Annotated in this window: 15 protein-coding genes and 1 pseudogene; 9 read left to right on the plus strand and 7 right to left on the minus strand. The window is 45.5% G+C overall.

Annotation, left to right across the window (positions count from 1 at the left end):
- Window positions 1-54: 54 nt before the first annotated feature.
- Window positions 55-198, plus strand: coding sequence for a hypothetical protein (locus tag QUB68_RS13880; protein WP_332993236.1), 144 nt, complete (start codon window positions 55-57; stop codon window positions 196-198).
- Here the strand turns inward: QUB68_RS13880 and QUB68_RS13885 are convergent.
- Complete coding sequence (locus QUB68_RS13885) at window positions 186-812, minus strand: class I SAM-dependent DNA methyltransferase (RefSeq protein ID WP_332993238.1); 627 nt, start codon at window positions 810-812, stop codon at window positions 186-188. The genes QUB68_RS13880 and QUB68_RS13885 overlap by 13 nt on opposite strands.
- A 519-nt stretch (window positions 813-1,331) precedes the next feature.
- The gene (sipA, locus tag QUB68_RS13890) at window positions 1,332-1,571 is read right to left on the minus strand and encodes a regulatory protein SipA (protein WP_332993240.1); all 240 of its coding nucleotides are present in this window, start codon (window positions 1,569-1,571) and stop codon (window positions 1,332-1,334) included.
- 148 nt (window positions 1,572-1,719) lie between these two features.
- On the opposite strand from sipA, the gene rbfA reads away from it, so the two are divergent.
- Entirely contained in the window at window positions 1,720-2,130 is a 411-nt protein-coding gene (gene rbfA, locus QUB68_RS13895; RefSeq protein ID WP_332993242.1) for a 30S ribosome-binding factor RbfA, read from the plus strand.
- On the opposite strand, the gene QUB68_RS13900 is transcribed toward rbfA, so the two are convergent.
- Window positions 2,086-2,334: a hypothetical protein gene (locus tag QUB68_RS13900; RefSeq protein WP_332993245.1), complete on the minus strand. Its 249-nt coding sequence runs from the start codon at window positions 2,332-2,334 to the stop codon at window positions 2,086-2,088. The genes rbfA and QUB68_RS13900 overlap by 45 nt on opposite strands.
- Window positions 2,335-2,340: 6 nt before the next feature.
- Between QUB68_RS13900 and QUB68_RS13905 the strand changes: the two genes are divergently transcribed.
- Window positions 2,341-3,969, plus strand: a complete 1,629-nt coding sequence (locus QUB68_RS13905; RefSeq protein WP_332993247.1) for a glycoside hydrolase family 3 protein — start codon at window positions 2,341-2,343, stop codon at window positions 3,967-3,969.
- A gap of 357 nt (window positions 3,970-4,326) precedes the next feature.
- Complete coding sequence (locus QUB68_RS13910) at window positions 4,327-4,560, plus strand: DUF4327 family protein (protein WP_332993249.1); 234 nt, start codon at window positions 4,327-4,329, stop codon at window positions 4,558-4,560.
- Window positions 4,561-4,634: 74 nt separating this feature from the next.
- Here QUB68_RS13910 and QUB68_RS13915 read toward each other — a convergent pair whose 3' ends face one another.
- From QUB68_RS13915 to QUB68_RS13930, 4 genes are all read right to left on the minus strand, one after another.
- Window positions 4,635-5,039, minus strand: coding sequence for a hypothetical protein (locus tag QUB68_RS13915; RefSeq protein ID WP_332993252.1), 405 nt, complete (start codon window positions 5,037-5,039; stop codon window positions 4,635-4,637).
- On the minus strand, window positions 5,040-5,201 hold the full coding sequence (locus QUB68_RS13920; protein WP_332993253.1) for a hypothetical protein: 162 nt from the start codon (window positions 5,199-5,201) through the stop codon (window positions 5,040-5,042).
- A gap of 386 nt (window positions 5,202-5,587) precedes the next feature.
- Window positions 5,588-6,721 carry an ABC transporter ATP-binding protein gene (locus tag QUB68_RS13925; protein ID WP_332993255.1) on the minus strand — a complete coding sequence of 378 codons (1,134 nt, stop codon included), beginning with the start codon at window positions 6,719-6,721 and terminating at the stop codon, window positions 5,588-5,590.
- Between the two features lie 43 nt (window positions 6,722-6,764).
- Entirely contained in the window at window positions 6,765-7,334 is a 570-nt protein-coding gene (locus tag QUB68_RS13930) for an HD domain-containing protein (RefSeq protein ID WP_332993258.1), read from the minus strand.
- 204 nt (window positions 7,335-7,538) lie between these two features.
- Between QUB68_RS13930 and QUB68_RS13935 the strand changes: the two genes are divergently transcribed.
- From QUB68_RS13935 to QUB68_RS13955, 5 genes and pseudogenes are all read left to right on the plus strand, one after another.
- On the plus strand, window positions 7,539-7,775 hold the full coding sequence (locus QUB68_RS13935) for a hypothetical protein (protein ID WP_332993261.1): 237 nt from the start codon (window positions 7,539-7,541) through the stop codon (window positions 7,773-7,775).
- Window positions 7,776-7,784: 9 nt separating this feature from the next.
- Window positions 7,785-8,126, plus strand: coding sequence for a Uma2 family endonuclease (locus QUB68_RS13940; protein ID WP_332993401.1), 342 nt, complete (start codon window positions 7,785-7,787; stop codon window positions 8,124-8,126).
- Window positions 8,127-8,888: 762 nt separating this feature from the next.
- Window positions 8,889-10,684: pseudogene (gene ltrA / locus QUB68_RS13945) on the plus strand (group II intron reverse transcriptase/maturase).
- 76 nt (window positions 10,685-10,760) lie between these two features.
- Window positions 10,761-12,173 carry a thymidylate synthase gene (locus QUB68_RS13950; protein ID WP_332993262.1) on the plus strand — a complete coding sequence of 471 codons (1,413 nt, stop codon included), beginning with the start codon at window positions 10,761-10,763 and terminating at the stop codon, window positions 12,171-12,173.
- The gene (locus QUB68_RS13955) at window positions 12,170-12,709 is read left to right on the plus strand and encodes a deoxycytidylate deaminase (protein WP_332993264.1); all 540 of its coding nucleotides are present in this window, start codon (window positions 12,170-12,172) and stop codon (window positions 12,707-12,709) included. The genes QUB68_RS13950 and QUB68_RS13955 overlap by 4 nt, the downstream gene beginning before the upstream one ends.
- Window positions 12,710-12,788 lie beyond the last annotated feature (79 nt).

Here is a 12,788-nt window from a genome sequence, read left to right on the forward strand (position 1 = left end):
ATTTCCCATTCCATTACCCATTACCTTCTACAGTGGACGCAGGAGATTAAGCAAGTGTTGAAGGTTTTGGGGGAGGATGCGACTTTGAGGAATTTGCTTGAGGGTAATGCGATCGCTCTTTTTTACCTAAGAGCAAAGCGGATAATTAAAGGCGATCGCTTTTCACAATTGTCTACTTACGCCATTTACAATCGCTGAAATAAATCCATCCGATAGCGTTTGTGATGACGGGCCAAATCTAGCATCAAAAACTTTTTGCGCGGGTCGCCAAGATGTTTTAAAGACGATGCAGAATTTTGGATAAAAGTATCGTGAACTGTCTCCCCATCCAGGATAAAATAATCCCCCGCTGTCAACCGATAATGAACCATTAAGAGATAACCCCCAGGAACTAATCCAGCAATAATTTTTTCTTTGGTTTTATGCAGGTCTTCGAGCGTCAAAAAAAAGCCAACTTCTGAAAATAAAATCAAATCGAAACTCTCAGTGGGGAACTGTTGGGGAATCTGCATATTCTCAAATCGTACTTGTGGGAGATCCCTACAGCGTTTCCTAGCTTCCACTAATGCTAATTCTGAATAATCTACTGAGAGCAATCTGTCACACTTTTTGGCTAGTTGCTCTGTCAGTACACCGATAGCACAGGCGATTTCAAAAGCATTTTTGAATTGGACTTTTGGCAAAGCTTTGATCGTTGCTCGGAATTTACTGATTTCATTAAAATTCGATGTATATCCCCACGGATCGGCAGAACCGCTAAAAATTTCATCAAAAATGCTTGAAGGTACTGATTCCTGCTCTGAAGGTTTCATAGTAAATTTTTCTTGTTTAAACTACCTTTGGGAAGAATATATCAAAACAATCCGGGGTTTGTCAAGAGGATTTAAGGAATATAGTCTTTTTCAGGTATATGACAATATGATGCTTGGGTTGAAAAGGTAATTGCTTCCCCCGCACCTGCTGTTAATTGAGAACCAAAGAAAGTCTCCGCGATTGCTTTCCGTGTCCCTCGCAAAAGCTAACGCTAAAGAGTTCTATGGGGACACCCTTAGCTAACCCAAGCTATGCAGGTATATCAGGTACTGATTTAGATTTTAGATTTGCGACTTCGGCGTGAGACTTCGGCCTGCGCCAGGGTGGAGCCGAAGAGAGGAGAACGATTAAAGAATTGGGAATTGAGGAATAGTTAATTAATTAATCAACACCTCATTTTTCTGAGAGCCTGTATATTAAAGGCGGTTGAAACCGCAACCGCAGACGACCCATAGAGTTAGCCCGGGGCTTCCCGCTCCTATCAAAAGTGATATCAATTCCCCATTCCCCATTACCCATTACCCATTACCTTCTACAGTAGTTTCCACAGCTTCGATGTACTGACTGTCTAAGAGAAAAGCACCTTTTTCAAAGCGAATGCCCCAATAATTGCCGGGACGCCGATCGAGCACAACACCCTCAGCGCCGATCGCAATTACATTCGCAGCCCGCAGCACCGGCATCGGTTCGGCAGTTTTGACGTATGGCGGCATCGCCACAACTCGGACTTTTTGACCAATTGTAAATTCTTTTTCCATAGCTTTTATGTTTTTATTGGCGATCGGGACACGGCTAGGGTAGTCAGAATTCATTGTGGCGCACTTTTGGCAGAACTTCCTCTGACAGCTTTGTGCCAAACTAAGAATTGATAGACAATGGCTGATATGAAAGTAGGGGATAGTTGATATGGCTACAAATCGTCGCATTGAGCGTGTAGCTTCAATGATTAAACGCGAAGTCAGCCTGATGTTGCTGAATGGAATCAAGGACGATCGCGTAGGTGCGGGTATGGTTAGCGTTACCGATGTGATTGTTTCGGGAGACCTTCAGCATACAAAGGTTTTTGTCAGTATCTACGGTACTGATGAGGCGAAGGCCGAGACTATGGAGGGTTTGAAATCTGCAACTAGCTACGTCCGCAACCAGTTGGGCCAACGGGTGCAACTGCGCCGCACGCCGGAAGTGATATTTCTCGAAGACCGTTCTTTGGAACGCGGCGATAAAATGCTGACACTGCTAAATCAGCTTTCTATCGATCGCAAACCGGATATTCTAGATGGTGACGAAGAATTGGCTGAGGATGAAAGTCCCGATTGAAGGAAGTTCGGCAACGGATTCGGTAACGGATGTAACGGATGGATTTTGAGGGGGAGACGGGGAGATTGGGAGAATTGCCCAATTCCCAATTCCCGATTCCCAATTTCCCAATTCCCAATTCCCAATTCCCAATTCCCAATTCCCGATTCCCGATTCCCGATTCCCGATTCCCAATTTCCGATTCCCAATTTCCCAATTTCCCAATTACCCATGATTGACAATCTTTCCTTACCCGAACTGGTAGCCCAGATGTTCGTGGTGCGTGCTTCTGGCTGCTTGTTCGACCACCAAATTCGCTATCCCGAATGGGAACCAACGGCTAGCAAACTCCGTTATTATCTGGAAAAGTTGGGCGTGGGTGGGGTGATTTTGGTGGGGGGAAGTGCTGCGGAGTTGGCAGTTCGATCGCACCAATTGCAGTCTTGGGCCAAATTTCCGCTGCTGCTGGCTGCTGATATTGAAGAAGGTGTCGGCCAGCGGTTCGCCGGGGCGACTTGGTTTGGGCCGCCGATGGCGATTGCTGAAATTGCGCGGCGCGATGCTCTTAAAGCCGATCGATATGCCGAACAAATGGGATCTGTGACTGCGATCGAAGCTAGGGCGATCGGTCTAAATTGGATTCTCGCACCAGTCGTCGATGTTAACAACAATCCCGACAATCCTGTGATTAACGTCCGCGCTTTTGGCGAGACATCGGAAATTGTCGGCAAATTGGCAAGTGCTTTTATTCGCGGCGCTCTTGGGCACCCGGTTTTGACTACAGCTAAGCATTTTCCCGGTCATGGAGATACGGCGGTTGATTCTCACTTGGAATTGCCGGTTTTGCCGCATTCGCCAGCGAGATTGGCTGCTGTTGAGTTGCCGCCTTTTGTTGAGGCGATCGCCGCTGGGGTCGATGCTGTGATGAGCGCCCACTTGCTGATTCCGGCTTGGGATGACCAGTTTCCTGCTACTCTTTCTCGCAAAATTTTGATTGGGAAGTTGCGCCAAGAGTTGGGATTTGATGGTTTGATCGTGACTGATGCTTTGGTGATGGGTGCGATCGCCAATAAGTATGGTGCTAATGAAGCTGCGGTTTTGGCTGCTGAGGCTGGTGCTGATGTTTTGCTGATGCCGCTTGACCCGGAAGCGGCGATTCTGGCTGTCTGCGAAGCTGTTACTCAAGGGCGGATTTCTATTGCACAAATCAAGGAATCTGTCAAGCGAATTTGGGAAGCAAAAATTAAGGTGGGTTTGTTAATAAAGGAAAAGGAAAAAGCAGCAGATTCAATGTCGATCGAGTCGATCGACTTAAGTTTGCTGGCAAATCCAGAGGCAAGGGCAACGGCTGTCGATATTTTGCGAGATTCTTTGAAATTTGGGGGAAATCTACCTTTAGTAGCGAAACAGCCCTCAGAAAACCAGTTTTTGCGGAATTTGATTGTTGTAGATGATGTTTTGGGTTGCGAGTTTTTGGGCAAACACACTCCGGCGATCGCCCGGCCCGAAGAGTTTGGTTACGAATTACAACTAATTGACGATCGCACAGGCGCGATCGTTCATAATGCAGCAGGTACAGAGCATTTTTCTCCGACACTGCTGCAAATTTTCATTCGCGGCAATTGCTTCCGAGGCAGTGCTGGTTTGACCGAAGCAGCTCAAGATTGGTTTAAGAAATTATTGAGGACGGGAGAACTGCAAGCTGTGGTAATTTACGGAAGTCCCTACGTTTTAGAGCAATTTTTGCCACACTTGCCACCGAGTATTCCTTATGTATTTTGTTTCGGGCAGATGCCGGCAGCGCAATCTTTGGCACTAGAATTGCTGTTCGGCATTGATCACAAAACGGGGAATGCTTGAGTTGCTGGACTCTTGAATCTTTCCTTTGCTGCGTCAGGACTTAAATTGATCGACCCGGTTTCTCGCCAGAAGTTTTGCTGATTGCGACGCAGCATCCAGAAACCGGGAATCGGGCGCGGACTCCTAAGTCCTGAATAGAGCTTTGCAGCAGCTCAGCCTGTTAGCATAAAAAATGTACCGCGTCTCAAGATCCAAAAACAGATCTGATCCCTTACTGATGATTATTATAACTTTTTTAAATTGACCAGTGAATAGTATCTCTGTATACAGAAAAAAAAATAACTTACATATTCGGAAGTTTGGACTATATTATTACCAGGGCCATAAATTTTTTTAGTAAAACCTTGAGGGCGCATTATGATTCAGTCAACTATTCACCAACTCCACTACTCTTTAGATGTTATCCAGGATGAAGCGCGCCACCTCGTGCACGAGGGCATACTGAGCCGGCAACAGCCTATCTACACGCTTTGTCAGTTCATCCCGCCCCGAGAATGGTCTTGCGTTGAGGGAGAACTCGAAAAATGCGACTTCTTGCTGCGCGATCGCATCGCCGACCTGATCGGTACTGAAAACTGGGACAATGACTAAAGTTTTGTTCTGTCAAATAAGTCTGCAAGCAAGTTTGCAAGTAAACTCCGGCTGTGTTAAAGATGCTTGATTCTTTAACCCTGGGAATTTTCGGCGCGCAAATTTTCCAATTCGGCCCTCAGCGCTGCCATCTGTGCAGTTAATTCTTGAATCTCTTTTACGTCTGGTTGTACAACCGACTCGGGAGGAGTGTCAGTCCCTGTATCCGATTGCTGATGCGAGACGGATTCGCTTTCTGCATTCTCCCGATCGCCCGGTTGAGAGAAAATAGTATCGACAAAATTCCGCGCTTCTCGATCGGTCATTTCCCCTTTTTCCAGCAACTCATCCGCGAGCCCACCTAAATCTGGCTGTCTGAGTTTGTCGAGATTTTCTTCTCGCTTCACGGGATCTTGCAATGTCTCAATTAAAAAGGAAGTTGCACCTAAAGTTAGGTGAAATCCTGTTTGCAGCATTTGAGGCAGGTTGTCGGGATTCATCTAAAAAATGCCGCTAGAACGTTTTTTCGGAGTTTTTGGTTCGCGAGTTGCTCCCAAGGCCGCAAGCTTGCCGCTTCTAAGTTGGAAGATGCGAATTTGTCGATCGCGATCCCCCGCTTCAGGAAAAATCAGCCTTTGGGGGGATGCTTTTTTTTCGAGCAATGCTTATTGTATCATTACTTCGCGAATTGATAAATGTCAAGTGTAAAGTTTTGTAACGAGCGGTCGAAACATCCCCACTGCAAGGATCAGTCTATCAGTCCTGGAGGCATGGGGGAGCTAGAAACCCGGTTTCTCCGAAAAATTTGCGACGAGGAACGAGAAATACAGGAAGAAACCGGGTTTGTGAGGTCGCGCGTCCAATACTATACATTCAAAATTTGAGATAGAATCCAATTTACCAGAAAGAATTGGTTTAAAGCCTCCACCCTTAAAGGCGAGAAATTAAAACAAGACTATTCATTACTTGAATCCTCGGACTTCCAGGTAGAGGTCGCCCTCAAGGGTCAACTGTCAACTGTCAACTGTCAACTGTCAACTGTCAACTGTCAAGGATACAGCGCCTCACCGGTGGATGGGTCAAATACGAATAGTCGATCGAAGTCAAGCTGTACCGTCAGCCGATCGCCCGGACGCAAACGAACACTCGCAGGTACTTGCAACTGTATAGTAGTTTCAGCGCTCAACAAAGGCAAACTCGCCCGAATTAAAGTTTCTCGCCCCAGAGGTTCCACTACTTTTACCTCTAGATCAAGAGGCACTTTTTCTAAGGCCCAAACATCTATTTTCAAATCATCGTCTGCTGCTGTTTGAGACGTAAAGATTTCTATATTTTCTGGACGAATGCCCAAATCAAATGCTTGTCCTTCGCTGGGTTGCAATCTTTTCTGAAGCGATGGCGGACAGGCTAAAGATTGACTTCCTACTTGGAAAGATTCGTTAGCATAAATTGCGGGCAAAATGTTCATAGCCGGATTGCCTAAAAAAGTTGCAACCATCCGGTTAGCAGGTTTAGCATAAATACTTTGCGGGTCTCCAATTTGTTGAATCTTTCCCCCATCTAAGACTACAATCTTATCAGCTAAAGTCATCGCTTCCACTTGGTCGTGGGTGACATAAACTGTGGTAATTCCCAGCCGTTGATGCAGTTGTTTAACTTCGGCCCTAGTGTCGTCTCGCAGTTGAGCATCGAGGTTGGAAAGCGGTTCGTCTAGGAGGAATACTTTCGGTTCGCGGGCGATCGCCCTTCCGAGTGCTACCCGCTGCTGCTGTCCGCCTGATAGCTGTTTGGGCTTGCGGTTGAGCAGGTGGTCGATCGAGAGCGATCGGGCTACAATTTCGACTCGTTCTTGAATTTTAGTCGAGTCAACATTCCGCATCCGCAATCCAAAAGCCAGATTTTCTGCGACAGTCATGTGCGGATAAAGCGCGTAATTTTGAAACACCATTGCGACATCGCGCTGTCTCGCCGGAATGTTGTTAACTAAATTATCTCCAATATAAAGATTGCCGGAAGTTGCTGTTTCCAAACCTGCAATTGTCCGCATAATTGTAGACTTTCCGCAGCCGGAAGGCCCGACTAATACCCAAAATTCCCCGTCCGGGATTTTGAAGCTGATATTTTCGATCGCGGTGACGTTTTGGTAGCGTCGGGTAATATTTTCTAAGCGAACATTTGCCATTTTTTAATTGTAATTGGTAACTGGTAATTAGTGCTTTTTACCTTCAGCCTTTAGAAAACTGTTCCAATTCTAAAAGTGTGCGGTCTAATTCTTCAACTAGAGGCGTTGATTCAGCTTGGCGGAATGCTTCTACCAAAGAACGATAGTACCAGAGAGAACCGTCTTTGCCGCCTTTGAAGCGTTCCCAAACTGAGTCGCCCACTTGACGCGAGTCTTTCAGGATCGATCGCACATTATAGAGTTTATCAGCCGCCGAGACTAATCTGACCGAGCTAGAAGCTGTGAGAATGCGATCGATATAAGCTTGTTTGCGATCGCGCCAAGGGGGTTTCGGCGTCGCATCGCTGTCGGTACAGCCGTCTACAATCGCTGTCACAGTATCGCCAAAGCGTTGGCGGATGGCTTCGCGGGTGGTGGGCCCGCCTTGATCTTCGATTGCATCATGAAGCAAAGCTGCGATCGCCTCATCTTCATTTGCCCCATATTCCAAAGCTATACTAGCAGTACCCAACAAATGAGCGATATACGGAACACCGGAACCTTTACGGATTTGAGTTGCGTGCAATTCGGCGGCATAGGTGAGGGCTTCAGCAAAACGGTTTGAGAGTATCATTGTAATTGAGCGTTTATTGAGTATAAGTATTTAAGTAGGTAAGTACAAAAAAACAATAATATTTTGCGGCAAATTGTAGGGGCGGGTTTAGCTAACGATTTATACTACGAGCGAGTTTATCGTTGCAAAACCCGCCCTTCCCACGTTATATTTATTTGTACCCACTTACTTATTTTAATATTTGAGTAAAGCGAGGCAACCGCGATGACAGCTACTTTAATCTTACCAGAAACATCTAAAAAACTACCAGAAATATCCGAAGAAATACAACCCAAAGATGCTATATCTTTAGAAGAATTTCTCGTCAACCCGCCGGAGAGAATGGAATGGGTTGACGGTAACTTAGTAGAGAAAACAGGCATGACATTTAAACACGGTTTGGCTCAATCGAAGCTATCCACTTACTGGGGAAATTACAAAGATTCCAGCGGACAGGGATGAGAAGTTATTATAGAAACACTTTGCCGAACTGCTAAACAGGGCCGCCGTCCCGATGTCGCTTACCTTACTCCTGAACTGCTGCCACAATCAGGCAATTTTAGAGCGTTTTCCCAAGGTTTCCCCCTAATTGCCGAAGTTGCTTCGCCGGAAGACAGCGCCGAGGAATTATTTGCTAAAGCTCAAGAATATTTGGAGTCAGGCTGTCAGGAAATCTGGCTGCTATTTCCTGAAGCGAGATTAGTATTTGTGAATGCAGGCCAAGGCTGGCGTTTGTTTAATGCGAATGAAGTTGTTAATACTCAAACTATACTTGCGGGTTTTAGCGTCGCAGTTAGTGAATTGTTGGCTTGAGGAATTTGTTAAAATAAAATTATCAAAGATTCCGCAGTCTTGATATAGTAGTATCCGGCGCAAGTAACGGTGAACTATGACAGCAATAACTCTCGAAAATAAATTTGAGTACAAACCCCTATACAAACCAAATCAATTAATTTGCGTGCGATTCGTTTAACCCAAAATAAGCTAAAAGACTTATGGGAAGGTTAGCCCAGTTGATGAGACTGGTGACAACTGGTTACATTTGTAGGTGAGACTCTGTGAGTCAAGTCCTACCCCGCAAGTGCAGCGGTGAAAGCATATCCCCTAGTTTATTGGGTAGCAACCATCAGACTAAAGCGGGGATAAAAGGCAGAACTATTAGGAGCCAAACCCGGTAACTGTCGAGCAAGAGTCCATGCGTAGCGAAAGCAAAGATGCGTTGGAACCATCGTTAATTGAAATGGTGTAATGGCTAAATCATGGATAAAACCGTTGAAAAACGCGGTAAAGACTGATTAACACCAAGCCAAAAGGCAAGGATAGGGCATAAGTAGCTGCAAATCTGACTTATAAGCACTGCCCGTAACCCCGGTGGACAGTATCACGCTAAAGACTCAATAAATGTGTAATCGGAACGAAGTAACCCCTAATTATCTCTGGGAAAGGTCGATAACCAGTAAGTAGCTAACGAATGATAGTTAGGGGCGGGATTGTATCAGAAGCGAATGCCTTGCTGTAATGGTAAGGATATGCTGACGGATACACGGTAATTCCAAAGGAATAAAACAAGTAGCAATGAATAAATCTAATACGCTGAATAATCAGACGGTGGAGTGGAAAGACCTGAATTGGCACAAGCTAGAAAGGGTAACTTTTAAGTTGCAAAAGAGAATATTCCAAGCGAGTGAACGTGGTGATGTTAAAGCAGTTCGCAAACTTCAGAAGACCCTGATTAGGTCATGGTCTGCAAAGTGTATCGCAGTTCGTAGGGTAACACAAGACAACCAGGGCAAAAATACGGCTGGAGTGGATGGCGTTAAATCGTTGACCCCAAAGCAACGTAGTAACCTGGTAGGAAAGTTGAAGCTAACAGGTAAGGCAAAACCCACTCGTAGGGTGAACATTCCCAAGCTTGGAACGACTGAAACTAGACCATTAGGAATACCCACAATCAACGACCGAGCTTTGCAAGCGCTAGTTAAGCTAGCGTTAGAACCTGAATGGGAGGCAAAATTTGAGCCTAACAGTTATGGTTTTAGACCAGGGCGTTCCTGTCACGATGCGATTGGAGCAATATACAACTGTATCAACCAAAAAGCCAAATATGTGCTAGATGCTGATATAGCTAAATGCTTTGACCGTATAAACCATGAAGCGTTAATCTCAAAAATAAATACATACCCCACCTTAAACCGACAACTGAAAGCTTGGCTCAAGGCAGGGTACTGTGACCAGGGTTCTTTATTCCCTACCAATGATGGTACACCACAAGGCGGGGTAATATCACCTTTACTTGCAAATATTGCCTTACATGGTATGGAAGAAAGAGTAAAACAGTACGCAGAGACATGGAAAGGGGATAAAACGAGAAATCGCTTCGCCCTTAGCCTAATCCGTTACGCTGATGATTTTGTGATAATCCATGAGGATTTAAACGTAATCAAGAAATGCCAAGAGATAATAGCAGAGTGGTTGAATGATATGGGATTGGAGTTAAAACCAAGCAAAACAAAATTAACCCACACCCTTATTGAGATTAACGGTAATGTTGGGTTTGAGTTTCTAGGATTCCATGTACAACAGCACAAAGTAGGAAACTACCGTAGCGCCAAGAGTTCAAACGGAATCCCGTTAGGTTTTAAAACACTAATCACCCCTTCAAAAGCCAAGGTAAAGCTACATCTAACCAAGATTGCCGAAGTCATAGACACCCATAAAAATGCCCCCCAAGCTGCCCTGATTAGCAAGCTAAATCCAATCGTCGGGGGATGGTCAAACTATTACTCCACAGTCGTTAGTAAGGATACCTTCTCAAAAGTTGACCATCTAACATGGGAAAAATTAAGAGCTTGGGCAAAAACCAGGGGAAAAGGGAACATCAATATCGAGAAATATTGGCGAAAGTCAGGCGACCGTAATTGGTGTTTCAGTACCGAAAATGGATTGGAATTACTCACCCATGCAAATACGCCAATCGTCAGGCATACAAAAGTCAAGGGTGTTGCTAGTCCGTTTGATGGAGACTGGATTTACTGGAGTAAGCGACGTGGCGAAAGCCCAGATACACCTAAAAGAGTTGCATCTTTAGTCAAGAAACAAAAGGGTATCTGTTCACACTGTGGTTCGTACTTTACCAGTACGGATATTGTAGAAGTTGATCATGTTAATCGGATTTCGAGTGGTGGGAAAAACACCTATGATAATCTTCAACTTTTACATAGACATTGCCACGACACAAAGACGGCGAACGATAGTTCCCTCCAAAAGAACTATGACAGTAACCCGTTTTGAATCGTATCCATAACAAGGATGGAATTATCAAGGAGCCGGATGAGGTGAAAGTCTCACGTCCGGCTCTGAAGGAGAGGTAGGAGTGGTAACGCTCCTATCGACTCTAACGGCACCGGGCAAACAGCGATTGTCAGCGGCTGGACGGTAAAAAGTGCGGTGGGCAAAAACTTACAACCCAACGAATTTGCTGTCATCGGACAACTGTACTCTCCTACTCGCGGCATCAACTTCTTAATTAGAAACTTGCTGTGCAATCCCCACGTCCGCTTTTTAGTAATTCTCAATGCCACCAAAGAAGACCGCAATTCCGGTGCAGCAGAGTGCTTGATTGACTTTTTTCGCAACGGCTTTGAAGCAGGCAAAAGCGATACTGGCAGAGATTGCTGGCTAATTAAATCTGCAATCTTTGGCTACATCGATATTGAAATAGCCGCCGAAGCCTTAGAACTATTGCGTCATTCCATCCAATGGCAAGAAGCCAAATCAATTTCAGAAACAGTGACTTTTGTCAAGTCTTTTTCGGAAAAAGAATCGGCTGAACCTTGGGGAGAACTCGTAACTTTTCCGATCGTCGAAATCGTCCCGACTGTACTGCCCGGCCAGAAATACGGACACAGAATCGAAGGCAAAACGATCGCCGAAACCTGGGTAAAAATCATCCACCGCATCAAAACCACCGGCACCCTGCGGCCGACTGGTTATGACGGACAGTGGCAAGAACTAATCGATTTGATGGCAGTAATTACCGATGAACCACCGGAGTTCTATTTTCCCGAACCGAATTACTTACCACTAGACCGTTCTTTCCTGGAACAGTACAAACCGCAAATGCTGGAAGATTCCCCCTACAATGAAGGGATTAAATATACCTACGCCCAGCGGATGCGGTCGTGGTTCGGACGCGACCAAATCGAAGAAGTTATTACCAAACTAATTAAGGAAATTGATGCGGCAAGTGCTGTAATTAATTTGTGGGATGCTGGCGGAAATATCAACAGAAGACCCGACGGTTCCTCCGACCACCAACACAGCGGCAGTCCTTGTTTAAATCACATTTGGGTGCGAGTTGTGGACGCAGAACTATCGCTAACTGCAACTCTCCGCAGTAACGATATGTTTGCGGCTTGGCCGGCGAATGCCATGGGTTTGCGCGCTTTGCAGCAGCACATTCGCGACGAAATTGCGAGGCGTTCTGATTACAATTTGACAATGGGCCCGCTGATCACGCTGTCGCAATCGGCTCACTTGTATGATGATACGTTTGAAAATGCCGATCGACTAATTCAAACCCAATATGCTAAAATCTGCCAAGATCGAGACTTTTTCGATGCAGCGGGCAATTTTTTAGTTGAAGTAGCCGACAATCAGATAGTTGTCACGCAAACCACCCCCGGCAGCGGCGAAGCTGTCACCTGTTATTCTGGAAAAAACCCTCTCAAGTTAGTGCGAGAAATTTGTGCGGCTTCCCCGGCCATCCAACCGGATCATATTGGTTATTTGGGAATAGAATTGCAGAAGGCCGCAGAGTGTCTGAAAACCAGCAACCAATACATTCAGGACAGACGATGAATTTAGAAGAAGAAAGACCGACTTGGGACGAATACTTCTTAATGTTGGCAAAATTAGCCGCTACTCGATCGACTTGTCTGGCTTTTCCCGTAGGGGCGGTAATCGCTAAAAACAGGCAAGTTTTAGCCACTGGTTACAACGGTTCGCCGTCAGGTTCGGTACACTGCACGGCTCAAGGCTTCTGCTATCCCGGTTTGAGCAGTTGCGACGCTAGCAAAACTTTGCCATCGCGGGCGGTTCACGCTGAAGCAAATGCGATCGCCACTGCTGCAAAACACGGCATATCTACCGCCGGTTCTAGCATTTACGTGACTTTAGAACCCTGCATTTATTGTTTGAAATTAATCATTTCCGCTGGCATTCGCGAAGTATTTTATGAAACTGTTTTTAACAGCGGAGAAAAAGCTGCTTTGAGAGATTCTTTTATCGCTGAAGGTATTGTCGAGTTCAAACAAATTAAGCTCTCTGAAAGCACAGCAAAAAGATCTGCTTTATTTTTGTTGAATCCTACATCTGTAGCAAGAGATTCAGTGTAGGGCAATCCCACGTAGCCGCAGCCAAAGGACACAACAGTGTTGTGTCCCTACAAATGATATTTATTTGACCATTTGTAGG

This window comes from Microcoleus sp. A006_D1 (assembly GCF_036702805.1).
GTDB lineage: Bacteria > Cyanobacteriota > Cyanobacteriia > Cyanobacteriales > Microcoleaceae > Microcoleus.